This is a genomic window from Telluria sp. RB2R28, assembly GCF_059685835.1.
The window spans coordinates 111,543-133,013 of sequence record NZ_JCASIK010000001.1; the positions used below are offsets into that span (position 1 = coordinate 111,543).

Sequence of the window (21,471 nt, forward strand, 5' to 3'; positions counted from 1 at the left end):
CCGTCCACGTGGGCTTGAGATCCGATGCAATTTGACGTCGTGAGCTTGTTCCCGGAAATGTTTGCCGCATTGACGCAGTCCGGGGTCACCCGCCGTGCGTTCGAGCAGCAACGCTGGGGCTTGCATCTCTGGAATCCACGCGATTTCACGCAAGACCGTCACCGCACCGTCGATGACCGCCCGTATGGCGGTGGTCCCGGCATGGTGATGATGGCACGGCCGCTCGAAGCGACCATCGATGCCGCGAAGGCGCGCCAGCAAGACCTCGGTCTGCCCAGCCCGCGCGTGGTGTTCATGTCGCCGCAAGGCAAGCCATTGACCCATGCCCGCGCGATGGCACTGAAGGACGAGCCTGGTCTCGTCATCCTGTGCGGTCGCTACGAAGCGGTGGATCAGCGCCTGCTCGATCGCTGCGTCGATGAGGAAATTTCTCTCGGCGACTTTGTGCTATCGGGCGGTGAATTGCCGGCGATGGCCCTGATGGACGCCGTGGTGCGCCTGATTCCCGGCGTGCTCGGCGACGATGCATCGGCCGTCGAAGACAGTTTCGTCAACGGCTTGCTCGACTCGCCGCACTATACGCGGCCTGACGTGTACGAAGACATACCGGTGCCACCTGTCCTGATGGGTGGTAACCACGCCGAGATCGTCAAGTGGCGCCGCCAGCGTATGCTGGAAGCCACCGCGTCGAAGCGCCCGGATCTGCTGGACGCGGCGCGCGCCGCCGGCCAGCTGACGGAGAAGGACGAACAGTTTCTGGCAGGGTTGGTCAAACCTGCCGAGTAAGAATGTGGCGTCGCAAGACGCGTAACGAATATGCGTTGCAAGACGCATGCAAAAGCGGGCACGTTGCCCGTTGTTCAACCCCATCCTCTACTGGGCGAAGGTAGCGCCGGCAAGATGGTTTATGGAGTCATAAAAATGAATCTGATTCAACAACTCGAGCAAGAAGAAATTGCGCGCCTCGGCCGCAAGATCCCTGATTTCGCACCTGGCGATACCGTTATCGTCAGCGTCAACGTCGTCGAAGGCACCCGCAAGCGCGCCCAGGCATACGAAGGCGTCGTGATTTCCCGTCGTAACCGTGGCCTGAACTCGAACTTCATCGTTCGCAAGATCTCGTCCGGCGAAGGCGTCGAGCGTACGTTCCAACTCTACTCGCCGCTGATCGCTTCGATCGAAGTCAAGCGTCGTGGCGATGTGCGTCGTGCGAAGCTGTACTACCTGCGTGAGCGTTCGGGCAAATCGGCGCGTATCAAAGAAAAACTGCCACAGCGTCGCGTCAAAGCAGCGCCAGCAGCTGCAGCTGAGTAATAGCTTTCGTGCGCAAGCACCTTTGCTAATAAAAAGGCATCCGCAAGGATGCCTTTTTTACTATCCGCAGCGTTATTGAAAGAACGTTATTTTGGCCAAGCTCGTGTTCGACCCCACCCAGTTGCCCGTGATCAGTCTGGCCGGCGAGGCCGCGCTCGCGCCGGCGCGGCTGAGTCCGACAGCGCTGCGCCAGCGCTTTGCGCAAACCCTGGCGTGGGATCCGGAAATCTCGACCGAGACCGACGAACGCCTGGCCGCGCCGTTTCGCCGCGCCGCCGTATTGATCCCGCTGGTTGAGCGGCCAGAAGGCGTGACGGTCCTGCTCACGCGCCGCACCGACCACCTGACGAGCCACGCCGGCCAGGTCAGCTTTCCCGGTGGCCGCTCGGAAGATTACGATTCGTCGCCCATCGAAACGGCGCTGCGCGAAACCGAAGAAGAAATCGGCCTGTCGCGCCACCGCATCGAGATCATCGGCGTGCTGCCCGACTACGCCACCATCAGCGCCTACCGCGTCACGCCGGTCGTGGCCCTGGTCGAGCCACCGTTCACCTTGCAGGTGGACCCGGGCGAAGTGGCGGAAGCCTTTGAGGTGCCACTGGCCTGGCTGATGGACGGCCAGCATCACCAGCGGCGCGAAATCGAGCTGCCACAGGGCGGGAGCCGGGCCTTCTACACGATGCCCTACGAGCAGTATTTTGTCTGGGGCGCAACAGCCGCCATGCTGCGCAATCTGTTCCACTTTCTGCGGGCTTAAGGGAATGTTATTGCCCGAAATTTGATTCTGGCGTACTTCTCCGCTATCGTAACGGGGCAGTTGTATTGCCATAACAAAAAAGGGTTCCTGAATGACATTCTTTTCCATCCTGTGCGCGCTGCTCATCGAGCAACTGAAACCGCTGCGCGCGGACAACCAGGTGTACGGCGCCATCAAGGCGCTGACGATTCGCATCGAAACCTGGTTCAACGCCGGCGAGCAGACCAATGGCCGCATGGGATGGTTGCTGATGATGGGTGCGCTGATGCTACCCACCTGGCTCGTCTACTGGGTGTTCATGCACTACAACCTGATCTTCCTGGCCTTCGCCTGGAATGTCCTGATCATCTACCTGACGATGGGGTTTCGCCACTACAGCCACTTCTTTACGTCGATCCAGTTTGCGCTCAATGCCGGCGACGAGCCGCGTGCCCGTGCGCTGCTGGCCGAATGGACGCGCCTCGACACGGTCGGCATGGACAGCACGGAGATCACCCGCATCGCCGTCGAGAAAGCCCTGATCACGACGCACCGCAATGTGTTTGGCGTGTTCTTCTGGTTCCTGATGCCGCTGGGCCCGGCCGGCGCCGTGATGTACCGCGTCTCGGAATACCTGTCACGTGCGTGGAACGAGCCCGACCACATGCGCAACGAAGCGTTCGGCGAGTTTGCCGCCAAGGCGTTCTACTGGATCGACTGGATGCCGGTGCGCCTGACGGCAGTGGCGTTCGCCGTGGTGGGCAATTTCGAAGACGCTGTCTATGCGTGGCGCAATTTCGCCAACCGGTGGGTGGATGAAGCGCGCGGCATCATCCTGTCGGCGGGCGGCGGTGCGATGGGTGTGCGGCTTGGCACGCCCAACGAAAATGCCCCACAATTGTTGCCGGCGGACGCCGCCATGGTCGACCTGAGCGACAGCGAAACGGACATCCTGCCGGGCGAAGAGCCGACGATCCGTGCGCTGCAAAGCACGGTCGGCCTCGTGTGGCGTGCGCTGATTCTGTGGATGATTTTGCTGTTGCTGACCTCGAGCGTGGCCTGGCTGCGCTAGGGCAGGGGAGGGGCCGCCGCCCGCTTCCTCGTCCTCAGGTCTTCTATAAGATATAATAGTGGCTTCACTTAGCCCCTCAGGACTATGACCGACTTAGCGCAGACCAAGGACGAGGATCTCTCCGGAGAATTTTTTGTCCTGGGCATCACGAACAACGGCAAGCAATTCCGCCCGAGCGACTGGGCGGAGCGGCTGTGCGGCGTCCTGGCAGCCTATTGTCCCGGCACTGGCGGCCCAAATGCCCACCTGAAGTTTTCTCCCTACGTCTACCCGACCCTCGTCAACGGGATCAAGGCCGTCGTGGTCAACCGCAAGCTGCAGAAGATCGAACCATTGGCGTACCACTTCGTGCGCAGCTTTGCCACCGATAACGATATGCAGATCGTCGAGGCGTGCTTCGTGCCGCTGCCCGGCGAGAAGAAGCCCGAAGCCTGAACCCTCAGCACCACGCCACTGGCGCCTTGATCACATCAAGGCGCCAGTGTTCATTTGGGGCCGGGTTTCAGTTCGCCTCGGATGCGCTCTGTCAACCCGTCAACCGAAGGGGCATGCTGGGCTTGCCCATCTGCTACTATTTCGGCCGCAGGCGGGACGGTTGGCGTCCTGCCCCAATGATCGGACATCATGGATTCAAAGAACAAGCTGCGCGGTATCTCCGCGCATGTCGCGGCGCTGTGCCTGGCGCTGATCACCATTGCACCTGCCGGTGCACAGCCTGCTGTCAACGCACCTGCGGCCAGCGCGCCTGCTGCGAGCCTCCCTGCGGCCAGAGCCGCCAAAGCAGTGCTGCCCAAGGGCGTGACCCTTGGCCCGGCAGTCGAAGGTATCACCGAATATCGTCTGGCCAATGGCCTGAAAGTGCTGCTGTTCCCGGACGCTTCGCGCCCGACCGTGACGGTCAACATGACCTATCTGGTCGGCTCGCGCCACGAAAACTACGGCGAAACGGGCATGGCCCACCTGCTCGAACACCTGTTGTTCAAGGGCTCGACAAAGAACCGTGACATCACCAGGCAGTTCTCGGAGCGGGGCATGCAGTTCAACGGCACCACGTCGCTCGATCGTACCAACTACTATGAAGTGTTCCAGGCGTCGAAAGACAATCTGGACTGGGCGCTGCAGATGGAAGCGGACCGCATGGTCAATTCGTTCGTCTCCGCCAAGGACCTGGCGTCCGAGATGACGGTCGTGCGCAACGAGTTCGAAAGCGGCGAAAACCAGCCGGGCAACGTGCTGTTCAAGCGCATGCAGAGCATCGCCTACGACTGGCACAGCTATGGCCGCTCGACGATCGGCAATCGCAGCGACATCGAGAACGTGCGGATCAAGAACCTGCAAGACTTTTATCGCACCTACTACCAGCCGGACAACGCCGTGCTGCTGGTGGCCGGCCAGTTCGAGCCGGCTGCCACGCTGGCGAAGATCCAGCGCCTGTTCGGGGCGATTCCGAAACCGAAGCGCACCTTGCCCGTGTTCTGGACCGAAGAGCCGACCCAGGACGGCGAGCGCAGCTTCACCGTGCGGCGCCAGGGTGACATGCAGTTCGTCGCGATTGGCTACAAGATCCCGTCCGACCTGCATGCGGACGCCGAAGCGCTGGGCTTTGCGTCGCAGATCATGGGCGACGCGCCCAACGGCCGCCTGCACAAGCTGCTGGTCGAAACGGGCAAGGCCAGCCAGGTGTTCAGCTTTGGCCAGACCGGCTACGCGCCGGGCCTGCAATACTTCGGCGCCGTGGTCAAGCTGGGCGAACCGATCGAGCCGGTACGCGAGGCGCTGGTCCAGGCCGTCGAAGAATTCGCCAGCAAGCCGCCCACGGCGGAAGAACTGGAGCGCGTGCGCCGTTCGTGGCTCAACACGATCGAGCGCAGCCTGAACGATCCGCAGGCGGTGGGCGTGGCGCTGTCCGAGCCGGCGTCGCTTGGCGACTGGCGCATGTTTTTCGTCAGCCGCGAGCGCGTACAGAAGATGACGGCCGAACAGATCGCCGCCAGCGCCGGTCGCTACTACCTGCGCACCAACCGCGTGACCGGTACCTTCATCCCTGAAGAATCATCGAAACGCGCGGTGTTGCCAGCGGCGCCTGCCGTGACGGACGTGCTGAAGGACTTCAAGCCGGCGGTGTCGAATCTGGTGGCGGAAAACTTCGAGCCGAGCCAGCAGAACATCATGCAGCGCACCACGGTGACGACGGCGGGCGGCGTGAAGCTGGCGCTGTTGCCGAAAAAGAACCGGGGTGAAACCGTCACGGTCGACCTGCGCCAGCACTTCGGCACCGAGCAAAGCCTGTTCGGCAAGGGCACGGTCCAGGGCCTCACGTCGGCGATGCTGATGCGCGGTACCACGCGTTATACGCGCGCCGAACTGGCGGATGCGTTCGACAAGCTCAAGATGACGGGTGGCCCGACGCACTTCCAGACCACGCGCGAACATCTGCCCGAGGCCTTGAAACTGGTGGCGCACGTGCTGCGTGAGCCGGCATTCCCGGAATCGGAATTCGAGCAGCTGCGCCAGCAGATCCTGGTCGGGCTGGAAGCGAGCCGTAACGAGCCCGACAGCGCCGCCGCGCGCGCCATGGCGCTGCACTTCAACCGCTATCCGAAGGGCGACGTGCGCCATGCGAATTCGCTCGACGAAGACGTGGCCGAGGTCAAGGCGGCGCGCCTGGCCGATCTGAAGGCGTTCCATGCCGACTTCCACGGCGCCCAGCCGGCCGAGATGGCGATCGTGGGTGACTTCGACGCGGCCCAGATCACGCCGCTGGTGAACACGCTATTCGGTGCCTGGCGCGCGCCGCAGCCGTTCGCACCGGTGCTGACCGGGCATGCCGATGTGGCGCCGCTCGCGCGCACGCTCAACACGCCGGACAAGGAAAACGGGTCGTACACGGCGCGCCTGAATGTCGACCTGAACGTCGAGGACCCGGATTATCCGGCGCTGATGCTGGCCAACTACATCTTCGGCGAAGGGGGCCTGAAGTCGCGCCTGATGGACCGGATCCGCCAGAAGGACGGCCTGTCATATGGCGGCGGCTCGAACCTGATGGCGGGCACGCTCGACCGCTTCGGCGTGTTCTCGATCGGCGCCATCGCCGCGCCGCAGAACCTGGCCAAGCTGGATGCCGCAGTACGGGCTGAATTGACGCGCGCGGTCAAGGAGGGCTTTACGGCAGAAGAGCTGGCCGGTGCCCGTTCCGGGCTGATGCAGCAACGCCTGCAGACGCGCACGAACGACGCCGCGCTGGCCAGCGGCTGGACGTCGTACCTGTACCGCGGCAAGACGTTCCTGTGGTCACTGGAACTGGAACGCAAGCTGAACGCAGTCACGTTGCCCGAGCTGAATGCGGCGTTCCGCAAGGCGATCGATCCGGCAAAACTGTCCGTCGTGATGGCTGGCGATCAATCCAAAGTCGGAGAGCCGGTCAAACCGATAGTCGCTATGCCCTAACTGCAACAGTTGCCCGACTTAAATGCCCTGGATTGTGACGCTGGGGGAAGCATGCGTTAAAATGTTTCCCTTCGGAATCAAAGTATCACCCAGGGAGTATCATGAAGGGCATCAGCAAATTGCCGCCAGCAAACGGCATGTCGTTCACCGGCAAGGTGGTCCTGGTCACTGGCGCCGCCAGCGGCATCGGTCGCGCCATTGCCCTGGCCTTTGGCCGCGCCGGCGCCTGTGTGGTCGTGGCCGACATCTCGATCGAGGGCGGCCACGCGACGGCGGGCATGATCGTGGAAAACGGCGGCAAGGCGCTGTTCGTGCAATGCAACGTCACGCGCGCGCCTGAGGTCGAAGCGCTCGTGGAAAAGACGATCAATTACTATGGTCGCCTGGACATCGCTGTGAATAATGCTGCCGTGGACGAAGAGCACCATCCGCTGGCCGACACCGACGACGAGCAGTTCGACCGCATCATGAACGTCAACGTCAAGGGTGTCTGGCTGTGCATGAAATACCAGCTGCGCCGGATGCTGGTGCAGGGGGGCGGGGCGATCGTCAACATGGCGAGCGTGGCCGGTCTGGTGGGCAGCCCGAACCACGCGGTCTACAGCGCCAGCAAGCATGCCGTGGTGGGCCTGACCAAGAGCGCCGCCGCCGAGTACGCACGCGAGGGCGTGCGCATCAATGTGCTGTGCCCGGCGGCTGTGAAGACGCCGATGCTGGCGCGCGCGATCGAGCGTGACCCTGGTATCGAGAAAAAGCTCAAGGCAGCCCATCCAATGGGCCGCTTCGCCGAAGCCGGCGAAATCGCGCAAGCCGCGCTGTGGCTGTGCTCGGACATGGCGTCGTACGTCAATGGCCACGAGATGGTCATCGACGGCGGTTATACAGCCGTCTAGGTTCACCGGCCCCGGTCTTACTTGGGTCGGGGCTGCTTGAGCTCCTGGCTGGCGACGGCGACGCGGCCGGCGCGCACTTCGCCCACGGCAATCGCCACGGCGCGCGCAACGTTGCGCGCTTCTTCCTGCACCGCGTGGTCGGCGTCGAATGTCTCGTGGCTGTCGGCATACGATTCGTAATAGCCGATGAAGCGGTTGAGCTGGCCGAAGCTGCCCGAACTGATCAAGCCCATCCATTCCAGCCAGTCCGACAGCGAACGGCGCACGCCCTCGATGCCGGCCACGTCGCCATGCACGATGAGGCCGAATGCACGGCCGGCCAGGTGCTTTGGATATTCCCAGCCGTCGCGTTCGATCTGCTTGGCGATCTCGGCCTTCTTGCCCTGGGTCGAGGTGGGATCGGGATTGCCGCCGTCGGCGCAGACCAGGCGGTCGATCATCTGCTTGAGCACGCCCGGCGTCTGGTACCAGTAGACCGGCGTGATGATGATGACGCCGTGCGCCAGCACCCAGCGCTCGTAGATCTCGTTCATCCAGTCATTGACCTGGCGCTCGGCGTGGTTCGGGTAGCAGCTGCATGGCCAGTGGCACAGCGGCATGGCGGTCGACACGCAACCCTTGCACGGGTGGATGTGGCGGTCGTAGTCCGAGTTGATCAGGCTGAGGTCGAGGATATCGGCCTCGATGCCATCGGCTTCGATGACGGCGCGCGCCATCTCGGCCATGCGCCAGCTTTTTGAAATTTCGCCGGGGCAGGTGCCGTCGTTGCGGGCCGAGGCATTGATGATCAGGATGCGGCTTTTGGTGTCCGGGTTCTTCTGGTGTTGTTCAGCCTCGAGCAGGCGGTCGCGCGCGGCTTTCCAGTCGATCGACAGGTCGTAGTCGGGATCGGCAAAGCCAGGGCCGGCCTTGACCGTGCGGGGCGCCTTGCGGCCGTCCTGGTAGGCGTCCCAGGCGACTGCCTCGATGGCGGCCAGCTCGTTTTCCAGCGCGTCGTAGCCGGGGTCCTGGAAGGTGCGACGGAATTGCAGGTGAAATTCGTTGCGCCCCAGTTTGGCGGGCGCCTGGCCCTTGCGTACCGTCGTCATAAGTTCTCCAATGTGAATGGAGCAATTATCGTGGCGACGGGTCAAAGGCTGTGTTCGGACGCGCACACAGAATCGCGGCACGAATCAAGTTTGCGTCCAAATCGCACGATTTGTCCGCTCATAGTTGCCCGGCAAATTCCGCGATCATGGCACGCAGCCAACGTTGGGCATGATGACCATGATGGCGCTCGTGCCACAACATGCTTACCGAAAAGCCGGGGACGGGAAAAGCGCAATCGACGACCTCAAGCAGCGCTGCGCCATCGCGCACCAGGCGTGCCGGTACCAGGGCCACAAGGTCCGATTGCGCGACGATGCCAGGCACGAACAGGAATGACGACGCCGACAACACCACCTTGCGCTGATGGCCAAGCGCGGCCAGCCCGATATCCAGTGGCGTCGAGAATGCCCCGCCATCGAGCGACACAATGACATGCTCGAGCGCGCAGAATTGCGCAGCGGAGATCCCGGGGCACAACGCCGGATGGCCGCGCCTGCCAATCAGTACGTAATGCTCGTCGAACAGGTGCCGGCTGCGAAGACGGCCTTGCTCCTCGCCCGGCGTCATCAAGGCAAGATCGATGTCGCCCTTGGCCATCCTGGGTTCCAGCCCGTTCGGATCGAGGTGGTGCAGGGCGACCCGCACGCCCGGAAAGCGCTGACGCAGCATCAACACGAGCGGCTGCGCGAGCGCTGCCTGCACATAATCCGTGCAGGCGATGTTGACATCGAGCGCGGTCGCTTCCGGATCGAATCGATGGTGTTCGGCCACCGTCGCGCGAAGCTGATCCAGCGAGCGGCGCAGCGGCTCAAGCAATTCCAGCGCCTTGCTGGTGGGCGCCATACCGCGCTGCAGTGGAATCAACAGCGGATCGTCGAACAGCGTGCGCAAGCGGCGCAACTGCGCACTGACCGCCGGTTGGCTCAGGTGCAAACGCTGGGCAGCCCGCGTGACGTTCTGCTCGATCAGCAGTGCTTCGAGCGTGATCAAGAGATTGAGATCGGGCGTGGTCTTGGTATTCATCTGATGGATGATAGGCCAAAAATGATGTGATTTCACGGATACCTGGCGACCGATCACACTGGCGAGCTCTCCACATTCTCATAGGAAGCGTTCATATGCCCTCGACCACCAGCAACAACGTGCTGCTCGTTCATGCACACCCGGAACCGACCTCGGCCACACGTCACCTTGTCCAGGTCGCCATTCACACCCTCGAAGCGCAGGGACACACCGTCACGCAGTCCGACCTGTACGGGATGGGGTGGAAGGCGGTGTTCGACCAGGCCGATTTTTTAGCCCGCGTTAACCCGGAGCGCCTGGCATTCATTGACGAATCAGGTCATGCCTACGCTACTGGCAGCCAGACGCCGGATGTCGACCGGGAGCAAGCGAAGCTCCTCGCTGCCGATGCCGTCATTCTGCTGTTTCCGCTCTGGTGGTTTGCCATGCCCGCGATCATGAAGGGCTGGATCGACAGGGTCTGGGCGTTCGGCCTGGCCTACGGTTACCAGGGCGCAGGCAACACCTATCGCTACGGCGAAGGCGGCCTCGCCGGCAAGCGTGCCATGCTGGCCGTCACCGTCGGCGGACTGGCAATCGATTACGGGCCCCGCGGCATCAATGGCCCGCTTGAGCAACTGCTTTTCCCCATCACACACGGCAGCCTGTTCTTTCCCGGCATGCAGGTGTTGCCAACGTTTGCGGTCTACGACGCGGTTCGCATCGATGCCAAGCGCATGGCCCTGATCGAGTCCGCTTGGCACACGCGGCTTCAAGACTTGTTTGATTCGGCACCGATTGCCTTCCGGGCGCAGAACGGCGGGGAGTACCCGGACCGCCACGTGCTGGCTGAAGATGTTATGCCTGGCGTATCTGGGCTGGAGGCACATATCAAGCCATGAGCTGAAACCGGGCGGGGTGCACGATAACGACAGCACAGATTTTCTTACTCATATTGCGCTGCAAATAATTATATTTCTAATATTCAATCATGAATGTAGCATATTGATATTTATAATACATCCTTATACACACCAATACATTCTTGTAAAAATTATTAGTATAAGATCTCAAGCATGAATTCTAAGTCGGACGATAGAGTTAAATATAGTTTGGTAATGATATTCACTGTCAGGCTTTTTTCAGCGCAATACCTTCATCCCTATCCGGTTTGTTCATGGTTTCATTTCACGAGAAAATAACGATGATCCGAAAAGCACTGCTGGCCATCACGGCTGCCTTCTTAACAAGCTCCGCAGTAGCGGCAACGATTGGTTTTGAGTCTGAGGACGGTGGTTACGGTTACTCGAATTACAGCTTTCTCGAGGACGGGTTCAGGGTGACGTATTCCCCCATCAGTGATTTCGGCTTTTATCTTATCGATGATCCTGCTGGTAATTTGGGAATGTGCAATCCGGCGTGTGCTTCAAATGGAACGACAGCGCTTTATGCGTTCAATGAAAGTAGTGTCACGATCGATCGCGAGAACAAAGGTTTGTTCTCCTTTACCTCGCTGGACGTTGCCAAGACATTTACCGGGAACGGGCGGCCTTTGAGTATGACTCTCACTGCGATGGGAATCAACGGCGTCATCACGAATACGATCTTCCTGGAAGAAACTCTAGCTGAAACATTTTCAAACTTTAATTTCCAGGACTTCGTCAATATTTCGTCTTTAACCATCACAGGTGGACAAGACTTTCCGGAATTTGCGATAGACAACCTCGTCCTCTCCGCAACCGAGGTCCCAGAACCGGCATCCTGGGCAACCCTGATCGCCGGCCTCGGAATCATCTACTCAGCCCGCCGTCGGCGTTCACCCAGCGCCCTGGTTCGATAACAACAACAGCGGGGGTCAGGTCTGACATTCGGACACGAGCTCAACGAAACGTCGATTCATGAAAGCCCTGGTGAAGGGACGAAGGAAGAGGCCGTGTCCAAATGTCAGACCTGACCCCGGCTGTTAGTATTGATCCATGAAAAAAGCGGGCCAGGCCCAGGGCCCGGCCCGCTTTCGCGGGTCCATCAACAGCAGGAGGCTTACTTCTGCTGCTGCAGCAGCACCAGCCAGTACTTGGCCAGGTCGCCGGCACCGCCGCCACCCTTGACCGTCTGGAAGGTCGAGATCGCTTCGGCTTTCTTGCCGGCGCGAACTTGTGCCATGCCGAGGCGCAGCTTGGCTTCTTCCGCGTTCTTCAGGCCACCCTTGGCGATACCTTGCTGGATGAAGCCGACGCCCTTGTCGCCCTGGTCCATGGTTGCGTACGCCCAACCCAGGTTGACGAGGCCGGCGCCGGTCTTGGCCTTGGCCGCGCCTGCTTCACCGGCAGCGATGTTCTTGGCATCGTCCGCCGCGCCCTTGTTGGCCTTGTCGCGCAGCGCGGCGTGGGTCTTGGCATTGCTGCCTTTGCCCAGCACGCCGGCAGCGTAACCGGCATCCATGGTTTTCTTCGCTTCGGTCGGGAAACCGTCACGCAGCGACAGCTCGGCCAGGTCGATGTATTCCTCGGCCGCCATCTGCTTGACGGCAGCAGCTTCGAGGCGATACACGTTGATCATGTTGGTCTGTGCATCGAAGCCCGACTTGCGTGCCACGCCGCGGTTGAGCAGGTCGGTCCAGAAGTCGTCGCTCGGGTAGTGGGCGACCAGCTTTTCCAGTGCGACCAGGTAACCGGCATCGTCCTTGACCTTGTTGGCCGACGAGGCCAGGAGGCGCAGGTCTTCTTCGCTTGGCTTCTGGCCGGCTTTTTCGGTGGCTTCGATCGCTGGCAGCAGCGCCGTCTTGGCGCTGGCGTAATCGCCGCCCAGATAGTAGGCGCGGGTCAGTGGCGCGGCGACTTTTTCAGGCGTCGGGCTTTCTTTCTGGTAGCGCTTGAACCACTCGATCGCCTTCGGGTAATCCTTGGCGTTGTAGTGCATATTGGCCAGGGCCTGGATGAAGTCGGCCTGCTCGTTCGGCGCCAGGCGGCCCGATGCGATAACGGCTTCGAGGGCCGGGATCGAGATGGCGTTGTCGTTCGTTGCCGAACCCAGCGACAGCTTCATGCGGTTGACGACGTAGTCCTCGTACGGCGTGCGGTTCGGGAAGGCTTCGGCCTGCGTCACACGGCTCTGGATTTCGGCGTAATTCTTTGCATCCATCAGCGGCTTGATATGCGCCGGGTCGAGCAGCTTGAACAGCTCTGGGCGGACGGTGTCCTTCGGCGCTGCAGCCGCGGCGGCGGCAGGCTTGTCCTGTGCGTGGACGGCAGGAATCACGGCAGCGGAGCTCAGGCCGACGGCGGCCAGCATCAGGCAGAGGCGGGCGAGACGGAATTGGGACATTGGTTATCCTTCTATCTAGACAAAAAATATACGAAATGTGCGTTTTGCAATATAGCAAAAATGCCAAGCTCGGACAAAAAAGCATTGTCCCATATATCCAGCTTTTTCTGGATTGGCAATTGTGCCGCAGCACGGGCCGCCGTGCTCGTGTCGTTACATCGCGTTACTTTGCCGCTGTCACGGCCCGTCAAATCCCGGGACCGGGCAGGTGCCGGGCGCGTCGATCTCGCCGGCCAGCCAGGCCACGGCCGCAGCCAGCGCCGGCGGCGCGAAGCCATAGGTCAGCAGCGCAGGACCGGGGAAGTCGAGCGCCTGGTACGGGTTCCACAGCGCCAGGTGCAAATCGGGCCGCCAGGTCGCGCAGGCCTGTGGCCCATAGCGGCGGCGCGCGGTCGAGGCCAGGAGCGTGAAGCGGCCGTCGGCCGGCAGCGCGGCCCAGTCGAAGGTTTCGCTATCGGCAAAGGTCACCAGGTCGACGTCATACAGCTGCGACAACGCTGCCGCAATACTGGCGGCCGGCACGCCGGCTTCCGACACGCCGTCGCTGACCACGTCGGCGCGCGCGACCAGGCGCACGCGCGCCCCACGCGGCGGGCGCTGGGGCGAACGCAATGCCGTCAAGCCCGCGCGCCAGGCGCGCGCCATCAGAGCGCGGTCATCCGGTTCGGCTGCGTACGCGACCGCGCCGGCGGGATGCGCATCAGCCAGCTTGCCAAGGCGCGCCAGGCGCGCCTGCACGGCGGCCAGTGGCAGCACATCGTCGCGGATTGCGGCGGCGATCGCGTGCACGGTCTCAATTTGCGTTTCGCGCGTGCCGATCGCCATGACCATGTCGGCGCCCGCGACCAGCGCATTAACGGCGGCCTGGCCGACGCCGTAGCGGTGCGCGATCGCATGCATGTCCATGCCGTCGGTGATGATTACGCCGTCGTAGCCGAATTGCTCGCGCAGCACGCCGGTGAGGATCGCATGCGACATGGTGGCCGGATTGACGGGGTCCAGCGCCGGATAGACGATGTGGGCCGTCATCATGGCCGGTGCGTGGGGTGCCGCAATCCGGAACGGGGCGAATTCGAACTGTTCGAGGTCTGCGCGCGATTTGTCGACGTACGGCAGGTCGCGGTGCGAATCGACATGCGTGTCGCCGTGGCCGGGGAAGTGCTTGACGCAGCAGGCCACGCCTTCGCGCTCGCTGCCTTCCATCCAGGCCAGCGCAATGCGCGTCGCCTGCTCCGGATCGGCGCCGAACGAGCGCTCGGCAATCACCGGGTTGCGCGGGTTGTTGTTCAGGTCGAGCACCGGCGCGAAGTTCCAGTTGAAGCCCAGCGCGCGCACCGCGCGCGCCACGGCTGCGCCGACGTCGCGCGCCAGGTCCGGATCATTGGCCGCGCCGAGCGCCATCGCGCTTGGCGGGGCCGGCACCCAGGTCGAACGCACGACGGCGCCGCCTTCCTGGTCGAGGGCGATCAGCGCTTGCGGGCCGATCGCGTCACGCAGCGCGCCCGTGAAGCGGGTCAGTTGCGGCGCGTCGCGCATGTTCTGGCGGAACAGGCAGGCGCCGCGAATGCGGTAGGTACGCAGGAAGGCGTCGGTCTCGGCATCGAGTTCGGTGCCGAACAGGCGCACCATCACCAGTTGGCCGGCCAGGTCGAGGTAGTCGTTCATGGTCGAGATTCAGGCGGTCAGTTCGTCTTGGTGACTTTGCTCAGGTGGCGCGGCTGGTCGGCATTCATGCCGCGCGCCGCTGACAGCCGCGCGGCCATCGTGTAGAACGCCTGCGCCGCGACGATCGGATCGAGGTCGGGGATGGCGGCGGTGGGCAGCGTCAGGTCGCGGCTGGCGATGTCGGCCGGTGCGGCGAGCAGCACGCGCGCGCCGCGTGCGCGCATGTCGTCGGCCAGCGCCACCAGGCTGGCCTGGGTCGGGCCGCGCGTTGCGAAGATCAGCAGCGGATAGCCGTCTTCGATCAGCGCCATCGGGCCATGCTTGATCTCGGCGCCCGAGAATGCTTCGGCCTGCAGCGCCGAGGTTTCCTTGAACTTGAGCGCCGCCTCAAGGGCCAGTGGGAAGCTGATACCGCGGCCCACCACCATGATGTTGCGCGCCGGCGCCAGCACGTCGATCGCGGCCGACCAGTCGCCATCCTGGCCGAAACTGCGGGCAGCGCGCAGCGCGTCGGGCAGGGCGGCGATGCCGTCCTTCAGTTCGGGGTCGTTCTGCCAATCGGCGACCAGGCGCGCGCCGGCCACCAGGCTGGCGATGAAGCTCTTGGTCGCGGCCACGCTGTGCTCCTTGCCGGCATGGAGCGGCATCGTCCACTCGGCGGCGTCAGCCAGCGGCGAAGCGGCGTCGTTCACCAGCGCCACCGTGACGGCCCCGCCAGCGCGGAAGTACTGCATCGGTTCGACCACGTCGGGACTCTGGCCCGATTGCGAAATGGCGATGGCCAGCGTGTCGCGCGCGATGATCGGCGACTTGTACAGCGTGATGAGCGACATCGGCAGCGACGTCACCAGCCGGCCCATGCGCGACATGATCAGGTAGGCCAGGTAGCCCGACGCGTGATCAGAGCTGCCGCGCGCCACCGTGACTGCGCTGTGCAACTGCGTCGCACGGAGCTGTTCACCCAGCGCGGCGTAGCGGTCGGCATCCTGCGTCAGGGCGTGGGCGATGCAGTCGCCCGACGACAGGGCCTCTTGCAGCATCAGCGATTGGTGACCGTCAGCGGTGGCGGGCGTGGCATTCACAGGCATTCTCCTTCGATATAAACAGCTTTGATGTTCAGGGCGCGGTCCAGGACCACGAAGTCGGCGTGACAGCCAGGCGCCAGGCGGCCGCGCCGGGTTTCGCCGAGGTAGTCGGCGGCGTGGGTCGAGACGCGCTTGCTGGCGTCTTCGATCGACAGCCCCATGCCCACCAGGTTGCGCAGCGCCTGGTCCATCGTCAGCGTGCTGCCGGCCAGCGTGCCGTCGGCCAGGCGCACGCCGCCCATGCATTTGTGGACCACCTGGCGGCCCAGCATGTACTCGCCATCTGGCATCCCGGCGGCGGCCGTCGAATCGGTCACGCAGAACAGCTTGGGGATGCAGCGCAGGGCAGTGCGGATCGCGCCCGGGTGCACGTGCAGCAGGTCGGGAATGATCTCGGCATATTCGGCATGCGCGAGCGCGGCGCCGACCATGCCGGGGTCGCGGTGGTGCAGGCCGGGCATCGCGTTGAACAGGTGCGTAAAGCCGGCCGCGCCGTGTTCGAGGGCGGCCACGCCGACGTCGTAATTGCCGTTGGTGTGGCCGATCTGGACCCGGATGCCGGCCTTCGTCAATTGCCGCACGAGGGCCATATGGCCGTCGATCTCGGGCGCCACGGTGATCAGCTTCATCGGCGCCAGTGCGTGAAAGCGCATGACTTCATCGAGATGCGCTTCGCGCGCGAACGGTGGCTGGGCGCCGAGTTTGCCGGCGTTGATGTACGGGCCTTCCAGGTGCACGCCAAGGATGCGCGCCTCGCCCTTGCCGCGCGCTGCGCAGGCCGCGCCGATGGCGCTCAAAGCCCGGTCGATGTCTTCGACGGGCGCGGTCATGGTCGTGGCGAGCAGGCTGGTGGTGCCGTGCTTCGCGTGCAGCGCGGCGATCACGTGCGGGGCGTCGCCGCCTTCCATCATGTCGCGGCCCGCGCCGCCGTGCACGTGCACGTCGATAAAGCCCGGCACGATGTAGACGTCGTCGTTGTTGGCCGGGTCGGCGCGGCGGCCGTCGATGCCGTCGACGCGCGCGCCGAAGCGCAGCGCGCCGTGCACCCAGCCGGCCGGTGTGAGGATGTTGCCCTTGATAGGGTGGCGAGTGTCGTTGGTCATGCGTTGGCGTCCTTCAGATGCAGTTCGATCATGCGCAGCGCGCCGGCGGCGGAGTCGCCATGCGGGGCACTGCAGCGGGCCAGCGTTTTGGCCGGCAGGCAGGCGCGCAGCGTGTCGCCCAGGCCGCCGCACAGCGCCAGCGGCAAGCTGCCCGACGGGTCGAGCGCGCGCGCAATGCGGGCCGCTTCTGCGCCCGCCTGTGTCAGGATCCCGGCGGCCACGGGGTCGCTGGCGCCGTGCGCCACGACAAAGCGCGCCAGGCCCGCGTAGTCGGTCTGCGTGGCGTGGCCGAGCCAGACCTGGATCGGGTCGCGCGCGCCGCCGCAGGCGCCAATCACGGCGTCGGCAAAGGCGCCGCCTTCGGCGCGGCCGTCGAGCACCTGTTGAATGTGGCCTATCGCGCGCAGGCCCATCCAGGCGCCGCCCGCTTCGTCGCCGGCAGGGAAGCCCCAGCCGCCCACTTCGACCCGCGTGCCATCCTGCCGCAGGGCTTCGCCGACGCTGCCGGTGCCGATGGCGACGATCGCGCCGGGCTGCCCGCCATGGGCGCCCATCAGCGTCGTGAAGCCGTCGGTGTCGAGCACCAGGGCGCCAAAGCCCGGATCGGCGGCGCGAAAGGCGGCCGCCCATTCCTTGTTGTGGACGCCCGCCATGCCCAGACCGATCGCGCAGGCTGGCATGGGAACAGTGTCAATGCCGATGGCGGCGAAGGCCTGGCTGGTGGCGGCAAGCACCGCGCTCCAGGCCTTGTCGATGCCGTGGCGCAGGCCGGATGCGCCGCTGCTGCCGGTTGCGAGCACGGCGCCGTCGCGGCCGGCCAGGCGCACGCGGGTGTTGGTGCCGCCGCCGTCAACGCCAATGAGATAGTCGATCATGGTGTGCAATGAGTGCCGGGAAAAGGGTCATCGCACTATAGGCAGGGCGTTCTGGCATGTCAACAGGTATTTAACTGGTATTGGTTATGATGCGTAGCTGGTTCGACTTCGCTCTTCTGTAGAAGGGCAAGTATTCAAGCCGGTGAGCGAATTGGTATCGCAATTGGTATTGGGTGCAGCGTGGTCGACCAATGGCATATTTGCCTGCAGGAAAAAGGACACTTGCCAGGTCGGCAAAGTGGTATCGTTCATGGAATATCCCTAGTAAATAACCCCGATGCCCGACCTCTTGCCCCCGCACCTCCCGCCGTCGAAGCTGGCGTTTGCCACCGGTGGCGGGGACATGGGCGCGCTGCTGCGCGCGCTCGACTGGGCGCACAATCCGCTTGGCCCGCTGGCGGCCTGGCCACAACCACTTCGCACTGCAGTGAGCCTGATGCTCGGCGCGCGCCAGCCCATGTATGTGGCCTGGGGTCCGGCACTGCACCTGCTCTACAACGATGCCTACCGCGTCGTGCTGGGCGCGCGCGGCGAGCATCCCGAACAGACGTTCGGCCAGCCGTTTGCCGAGGTCTGGGCCGATGTCTGGGACGAGGTCCGCCCGATGCTGTCTGCTACGCTGCAGGGCAATCCGGTGCACGAAGAAGACCACGGCTTCGTCGTGCAGCGCAACGGCTACCCGGAGCAGATCTACGCTACCTTCTCGACCATCGCGCTGCGCGACGAAGCGGGGCAGGTGGCAGGCGTGTGCTGCATGTGCGCCGAAACCACGGCCCAGGTACTGGCCGCGCAACAGCGCGACCACGCGCTGCACGAGCTGGAGACGACCAATGAAAAGCTGCGCATTGCGGCCGATGCCGGCGATTTCGGCCTGTTCGACCATTCGCTGACCCATTGCGAGATCGTCTGGAACACGCACGCGCGCACGCATTTCGGCGTGCCGCCCGATGGGCCGGTGACCCACACGCTGATCGATGCCGCGTTCCATCCGGATGACCGCGAGCGCGTCGTGGCCAGGGTGGCGGCGCTGCTGGCTGCGCCGGGCGATGGCCACTACCGCGACGAATACCGCACGGTGAGCGCCATCGATGGCCGCGAACGCTGGATCGCGGCCAGCGGGCGCCTGCTGCGCGATGCTGCGGGCGCCCCGGAACGCCTGGTCGGCACCACGCTCGACATTACCAGCCGCAAGCTGTTCGAAGCGAGCGTGCGCGCCACCGCCAGCGAAGCCATGGCCGCGGCCGAAGCGAATGCCAAGTTCCGCACGTTCTTCGAGCAGGGCACGCACTTCGGGATCCTGATGACGCCGGGTGGCACGCTGATCGAAGCCAATCACGTGGCCCTCGACGCGGGCGGCTACGCGCGCGCCGACGTGCTGGGGCGCCCGTTCCAGGCCTGTGGCTGGTGGAGCGGCTCGCCGCAGGTGGCGGCCGAGATTGCGGCCTGCGTTGCACTGGCCGCGGGCGGCGAGCGTGTGCGCTACGAGCTGCCATACTTCGTGGCGGGCGGCGGCGAGCGCTTCATCGACCTCGTCATCGCCCCGGTCACGGGCGACGATGGCGCCTTGCTGTTCGTGGCCGCCACCGGCAGCGACATCACCGAGCGGCGCCAGGTCGAAGAGCGCCTGCGCATGCTCGACGCGATCGGCGAGGCCACGCGCGTCGCGCACGACCCGAAGACGATCATGGGCGAGGCCACGCGCCTGCTGGGCCAATACCTGGACGTCACGCGCGTGGCCTATGCGGACGTCGAGGCGGACAACGACCGCTTCACGATCCGCCACGACTGGGTGACGCCGGGCGCGGTCAGCACCGTGGGCGTGTATTCGCTCGACCTGTTCGGCTCGCGCGCCCGCGCCGACATGCGCGAAGGCCGCACGCTGCTGATCCACGACGTCGGGCGCGAATTGACGGACGAAGACGGCGCCGCGATGTTCACCCAGATCGATGTCAGGGCCATCATCTGCTGCCCGCTGGTCAAGGGCGGCAGGCTGGCGGCGATGATGGCGGTGCACCAGCGCACACCGCGCGTCTGGACGGCGGGCGAGGTGGCGCTGGTCGAGGCGGTGGTCGAGCGCTGCTGGGCGCACATCGAACGCGTGCGCGCCAGTGAAGCGCTGCACGAAGCCGACCGCCGCAAGTCGGAGTTTCTCGCCACGCTGGCGCACGAGCTGCGCAACCCGCTGGCGCCGATCCGCAACGGTCTTGAAATCATGCGCATGGGTGCGGACAAGCCGGGAAGCGCCTTGCGGCTGGGCGGCGTGCGCGCAATGATGGAGCGCCAGGTCGGGCACATGGTCCACCTGATCAACGACCTGCTCGACATCGCGCGCGTCTCGAGCGGCAAGCTGGTGCTGCAGATGCAGCCGGTCGACCTGCGCGACGTGATCGCAACGGCCATCGAAACCAGCAAACCGCTGATCGACGCTGCCGGCCATGGGTTGACGGTCGATCTGCCGCTGCTGCCGGTGCCGGTCGACGTCGACCCGGTGCGCATCAGCCAGGTGGTCAGCAATCTGCTGTCGAATGCCGCCAAGTACACGCCGCAGGGCGGGCGTATCGTGCTGACGGCGCGCATCGAGGGTGATGAAGCGGTGGTGACGGTGCGCGATAACGGCGTGGGCATTGCGGCCGACATGCTGGCGGCTGTGTTCGAGATGTTTACCCAGGTGGCGCGCAACATCGAGCGTGCCAACGGCGGACTGGGGATCGGGCTCTCGCTTGTGCGGCGCCTGGTCGAACTGCATGGCGGCGCGGTCAGCGCGCAGAGCGCCGGCGTGGGCCTGGGCAGCAGCTTTGCCGTGCGCCTGCCGTTGATGACGGCGGCGCTCGTCGCTTCGCCGGCGCCTGCGCCGGCGGCGGCCGGCGCGCCGCATGACGGGCAAGGCGTCGCACTCCAGGTCCTGGTCGCGGACGACAATGTCGATGCCGCCGCCACGCTGGCGGCGCTGCTCGAGATTGCCGGCCACACGGTCCGCGTCGTGCATGACGGCGCGGCGGCGGTGGAAGAAGCCGCGCGCTTTCAGCCTGACCTCGTGTTTCTGGATATCGGCATGCCGTTCATGGACGGCTATGAAGCGGCGCGCCGCCTGCGCCAGCTGCCCGCGCTCGACGGCGTCATGCTGGTGGCGCTGACGGGCTGGGGCACCGGGGAAGACCGCGCCCGCTCGCGCGCGGCGGGTTTTGATCGCCATCTGCTCAAGCCGGCCTTACCGGACGACGTCGAGGCGGTGCTGGCCGCCGCGACGACAGCAGCGGCAGCGGCGCGTGCGCCGGCATGATTTGGCACTTGGTTGCCCGGGCGCCACGCAGTGTCATAATGGGCGCCGCTGAAGGAGAGTATCGCCATGATCCGCCCGGTTGTTGCCTGCCGTACCACGACGCTTCTCAAGCGCGGTCTGCCGCTGCTCGCCGGCTTCGTGCTGTCCTGCACCGCAACGGGGGCGGGCGCGGCGCCATCGACGTTCGGGCCGGTGATCGGCAGCGCGCTCCTGTGCCGCAGCCAGCTCGATAACGCCTACTTTCACGCCTATCTCACCGAATTCTTCGGCCCGGCCTACAAGCGCGAGGGCGGGGCCTACTGGTTCCGCACCGAGGCGTCGCTGTGGGGTTCAAAGGTGGAACAAGTGATGGTCAGCGACGACACGAGCGCCGTGGTGTTCGTGGCCGCGATCCTCGAGACCAAACCCGACGAACTGGAAAAGTCGGTGCGCGCCGCTGCGGGTACGCCGTTTCGCGTGGCAGACGGCTCGCGCTACCCGCTGCGCAGGTCGATCCCCGGCAGCACGATCGCTTACGCGAACGACAAAAGCAAAATATACTGCGCCAAGTTCAAGCCGCAAAGCAGCCCGCAGAGCATCCGTTAGT

At 64.3% G+C, this 21,471-nt stretch carries 18 protein-coding genes; 11 read left to right on the forward strand and 7 right to left on the reverse strand.

Annotated features, from left to right (window positions below; all coding sequences use genetic code 11):
• Nucleotides 1-24: 24 nt before the first annotated feature.
• The 7 genes from trmD to AC56LV_RS00505 all read left to right on the forward strand — a co-directional run bounded on the left by trmD (nucleotide 25) and on the right by AC56LV_RS00505 (nucleotide 7,462).
• Entirely contained in the window at nucleotides 25-786 is a 762-nt protein-coding gene (gene trmD / locus AC56LV_RS00475; protein WP_499555174.1) for a tRNA (guanosine(37)-N1)-methyltransferase TrmD, read from the forward strand.
• Nucleotides 787-921: 135 nt separating this feature from the next.
• The gene (rplS, locus tag AC56LV_RS00480; protein ID WP_183553473.1) at nucleotides 922-1,314 is read left to right on the forward strand and encodes a 50S ribosomal protein L19; all 393 of its coding nucleotides are present in this window, start codon (nucleotides 922-924) and stop codon (nucleotides 1,312-1,314) included.
• Between the two features lie 91 nt (nucleotides 1,315-1,405).
• A complete protein-coding gene (locus tag AC56LV_RS00485; RefSeq protein ID WP_499555177.1) occupies nucleotides 1,406-2,071 on the forward strand; it encodes a CoA pyrophosphatase in 666 nt (221 codons plus the stop codon).
• 91 nt (nucleotides 2,072-2,162) lie between these two features.
• Nucleotides 2,163-3,122, forward strand: coding sequence for a CobD/CbiB family protein (locus AC56LV_RS00490; protein ID WP_499555179.1), 960 nt, complete (start codon nucleotides 2,163-2,165; stop codon nucleotides 3,120-3,122).
• An 84-nt stretch (nucleotides 3,123-3,206) separates the two neighbouring features.
• Nucleotides 3,207-3,557, forward strand: coding sequence for a DUF3579 domain-containing protein (locus AC56LV_RS00495; protein ID WP_183549952.1), 351 nt, complete (start codon nucleotides 3,207-3,209; stop codon nucleotides 3,555-3,557).
• Nucleotides 3,558-3,746: 189 nt separating this feature from the next.
• Nucleotides 3,747-6,569 (forward strand): M16 family metallopeptidase, encoded by a 2,823-nt coding sequence (locus AC56LV_RS00500; protein WP_499555181.1) that lies wholly within the window; start codon nucleotides 3,747-3,749, stop codon nucleotides 6,567-6,569.
• A 101-nt stretch (nucleotides 6,570-6,670) separates the two neighbouring features.
• Nucleotides 6,671-7,462 (forward strand): SDR family oxidoreductase, encoded by a 792-nt coding sequence (locus AC56LV_RS00505; RefSeq protein ID WP_499555183.1) that lies wholly within the window; start codon nucleotides 6,671-6,673, stop codon nucleotides 7,460-7,462.
• A gap of 17 nt (nucleotides 7,463-7,479) precedes the next feature.
• Here the strand turns inward: AC56LV_RS00505 and AC56LV_RS00510 are convergent, their stop codons facing one another.
• Both AC56LV_RS00510 and AC56LV_RS00515 read right to left on the reverse strand, forming a co-directional pair.
• Complete coding sequence (locus AC56LV_RS00510) at nucleotides 7,480-8,550, reverse strand: flavodoxin family protein (RefSeq protein WP_499555185.1); 1,071 nt, start codon at nucleotides 8,548-8,550, stop codon at nucleotides 7,480-7,482.
• Between the two features lie 118 nt (nucleotides 8,551-8,668).
• The gene (locus AC56LV_RS00515) at nucleotides 8,669-9,574 is read right to left on the reverse strand and encodes a LysR family transcriptional regulator (RefSeq protein WP_499555187.1); all 906 of its coding nucleotides are present in this window, start codon (nucleotides 9,572-9,574) and stop codon (nucleotides 8,669-8,671) included.
• A 95-nt stretch (nucleotides 9,575-9,669) separates the two neighbouring features.
• On the opposite strand from AC56LV_RS00515, the gene AC56LV_RS00520 reads away from it, so the two are divergent.
• Both AC56LV_RS00520 and AC56LV_RS00525 read left to right on the forward strand, forming a co-directional pair.
• Nucleotides 9,670-10,455, forward strand: a complete 786-nt coding sequence (locus tag AC56LV_RS00520; protein WP_499555189.1) for an NAD(P)H-dependent oxidoreductase — start codon at nucleotides 9,670-9,672, stop codon at nucleotides 10,453-10,455.
• 302 nt (nucleotides 10,456-10,757) lie between these two features.
• The gene (locus tag AC56LV_RS00525; RefSeq protein ID WP_499555190.1) at nucleotides 10,758-11,393 is read left to right on the forward strand and encodes a PEP-CTERM sorting domain-containing protein; all 636 of its coding nucleotides are present in this window, start codon (nucleotides 10,758-10,760) and stop codon (nucleotides 11,391-11,393) included.
• A gap of 200 nt (nucleotides 11,394-11,593) precedes the next feature.
• On the opposite strand, the gene AC56LV_RS00530 is transcribed toward AC56LV_RS00525, so the two are convergent.
• From AC56LV_RS00530 to AC56LV_RS00550, 5 genes are all read right to left on the reverse strand, one after another.
• Entirely contained in the window at nucleotides 11,594-12,877 is a 1,284-nt protein-coding gene (locus tag AC56LV_RS00530) for a tetratricopeptide repeat protein (RefSeq protein WP_499555192.1), read from the reverse strand.
• Nucleotides 12,878-13,054: 177 nt separating this feature from the next.
• The gene (gene nagZ, locus AC56LV_RS00535) at nucleotides 13,055-14,542 is read right to left on the reverse strand and encodes a beta-N-acetylhexosaminidase (protein WP_499555194.1); all 1,488 of its coding nucleotides are present in this window, start codon (nucleotides 14,540-14,542) and stop codon (nucleotides 13,055-13,057) included.
• Nucleotides 14,543-14,559: 17 nt separating this feature from the next.
• A complete protein-coding gene (locus AC56LV_RS00540) occupies nucleotides 14,560-15,582 on the reverse strand; it encodes an SIS domain-containing protein (protein WP_499556761.1) in 1,023 nt (340 codons plus the stop codon).
• Nucleotides 15,583-15,620: 38 nt separating this feature from the next.
• Nucleotides 15,621-16,730: an N-acetylglucosamine-6-phosphate deacetylase gene (gene nagA / locus AC56LV_RS00545; protein ID WP_499555196.1), complete on the reverse strand. Its 1,110-nt coding sequence runs from the start codon at nucleotides 16,728-16,730 to the stop codon at nucleotides 15,621-15,623.
• A complete protein-coding gene (locus tag AC56LV_RS00550; protein ID WP_499555198.1) occupies nucleotides 16,727-17,605 on the reverse strand; it encodes a glucosamine kinase nucleotide-binding domain-containing protein in 879 nt (292 codons plus the stop codon). Before AC56LV_RS00550 ends, nagA begins: the two co-directional genes overlap by 4 nt.
• 277 nt (nucleotides 17,606-17,882) lie before the next feature.
• Between AC56LV_RS00550 and AC56LV_RS00555 the strand changes: the two genes are divergently transcribed.
• Nucleotides 17,883-20,885 carry a PAS domain-containing hybrid sensor histidine kinase/response regulator gene (locus AC56LV_RS00555; protein WP_499555200.1) on the forward strand — a complete coding sequence of 1,001 codons (3,003 nt, stop codon included), beginning with the start codon at nucleotides 17,883-17,885 and terminating at the stop codon, nucleotides 20,883-20,885.
• Nucleotides 20,886-20,951: 66 nt separating this feature from the next.
• On the forward strand, nucleotides 20,952-21,470 hold the full coding sequence (locus tag AC56LV_RS00560) for a hypothetical protein (protein WP_499555202.1): 519 nt from the start codon (nucleotides 20,952-20,954) through the stop codon (nucleotides 21,468-21,470).
• Nucleotide 21,471: the final 1 nt, after the last annotated feature.

Bases quoted from the DNA above. Each gene is read 5' to 3' on its own strand.
- trmD (WP_499555174.1), top strand. From the start codon at position 25: ATGCAATTTGACGTCGTGAGCTTGTTCCCGGAAATGTTTGCCGCATTG.
- rplS (WP_183553473.1), top strand. From the start codon at position 922: ATGAATCTGATTCAACAACTCGAGCAAGAAGAAATTGCGCGCCTCGGC.
- AC56LV_RS00490 (WP_499555179.1), top strand. From the start codon at position 2,163: ATGACATTCTTTTCCATCCTGTGCGCGCTGCTCATCGAGCAACTGAAA.
- AC56LV_RS00495 (WP_183549952.1), top strand. From the start codon at position 3,207: ATGACCGACTTAGCGCAGACCAAGGACGAGGATCTCTCCGGAGAATTT.
- AC56LV_RS00500 (WP_499555181.1), top strand. From the start codon at position 3,747: ATGGATTCAAAGAACAAGCTGCGCGGTATCTCCGCGCATGTCGCGGCG.
- AC56LV_RS00505 (WP_499555183.1), top strand. From the start codon at position 6,671: ATGAAGGGCATCAGCAAATTGCCGCCAGCAAACGGCATGTCGTTCACC.
- AC56LV_RS00510 (WP_499555185.1), bottom strand. From the start codon at position 8,550: ATGACGACGGTACGCAAGGGCCAGGCGCCCGCCAAACTGGGGCGCAAC.
- AC56LV_RS00515 (WP_499555187.1), bottom strand. From the start codon at position 9,574: ATGAATACCAAGACCACGCCCGATCTCAATCTCTTGATCACGCTCGAA.
- AC56LV_RS00520 (WP_499555189.1), top strand. From the start codon at position 9,670: ATGCCCTCGACCACCAGCAACAACGTGCTGCTCGTTCATGCACACCCG.
- AC56LV_RS00525 (WP_499555190.1), top strand. From the start codon at position 10,758: ATGATCCGAAAAGCACTGCTGGCCATCACGGCTGCCTTCTTAACAAGC.
- AC56LV_RS00530 (WP_499555192.1), bottom strand. From the start codon at position 12,877: ATGTCCCAATTCCGTCTCGCCCGCCTCTGCCTGATGCTGGCCGCCGTC.
- nagZ (WP_499555194.1), bottom strand. From the start codon at position 14,542: ATGAACGACTACCTCGACCTGGCCGGCCAACTGGTGATGGTGCGCCTG.
- AC56LV_RS00540 (WP_499556761.1), bottom strand. From the start codon at position 15,582: ATGCTGCAAGAGGCCCTGTCGTCGGGCGACTGCATCGCCCACGCCCTG.
- nagA (WP_499555196.1), bottom strand. From the start codon at position 16,730: ATGACCAACGACACTCGCCACCCTATCAAGGGCAACATCCTCACACCG.
- AC56LV_RS00550 (WP_499555198.1), bottom strand. From the start codon at position 17,605: ATGATCGACTATCTCATTGGCGTTGACGGCGGCGGCACCAACACCCGC.
- AC56LV_RS00555 (WP_499555200.1), top strand. From the start codon at position 17,883: ATGCCCGACCTCTTGCCCCCGCACCTCCCGCCGTCGAAGCTGGCGTTT.
- AC56LV_RS00560 (WP_499555202.1), top strand. From the start codon at position 20,952: ATGATCCGCCCGGTTGTTGCCTGCCGTACCACGACGCTTCTCAAGCGC.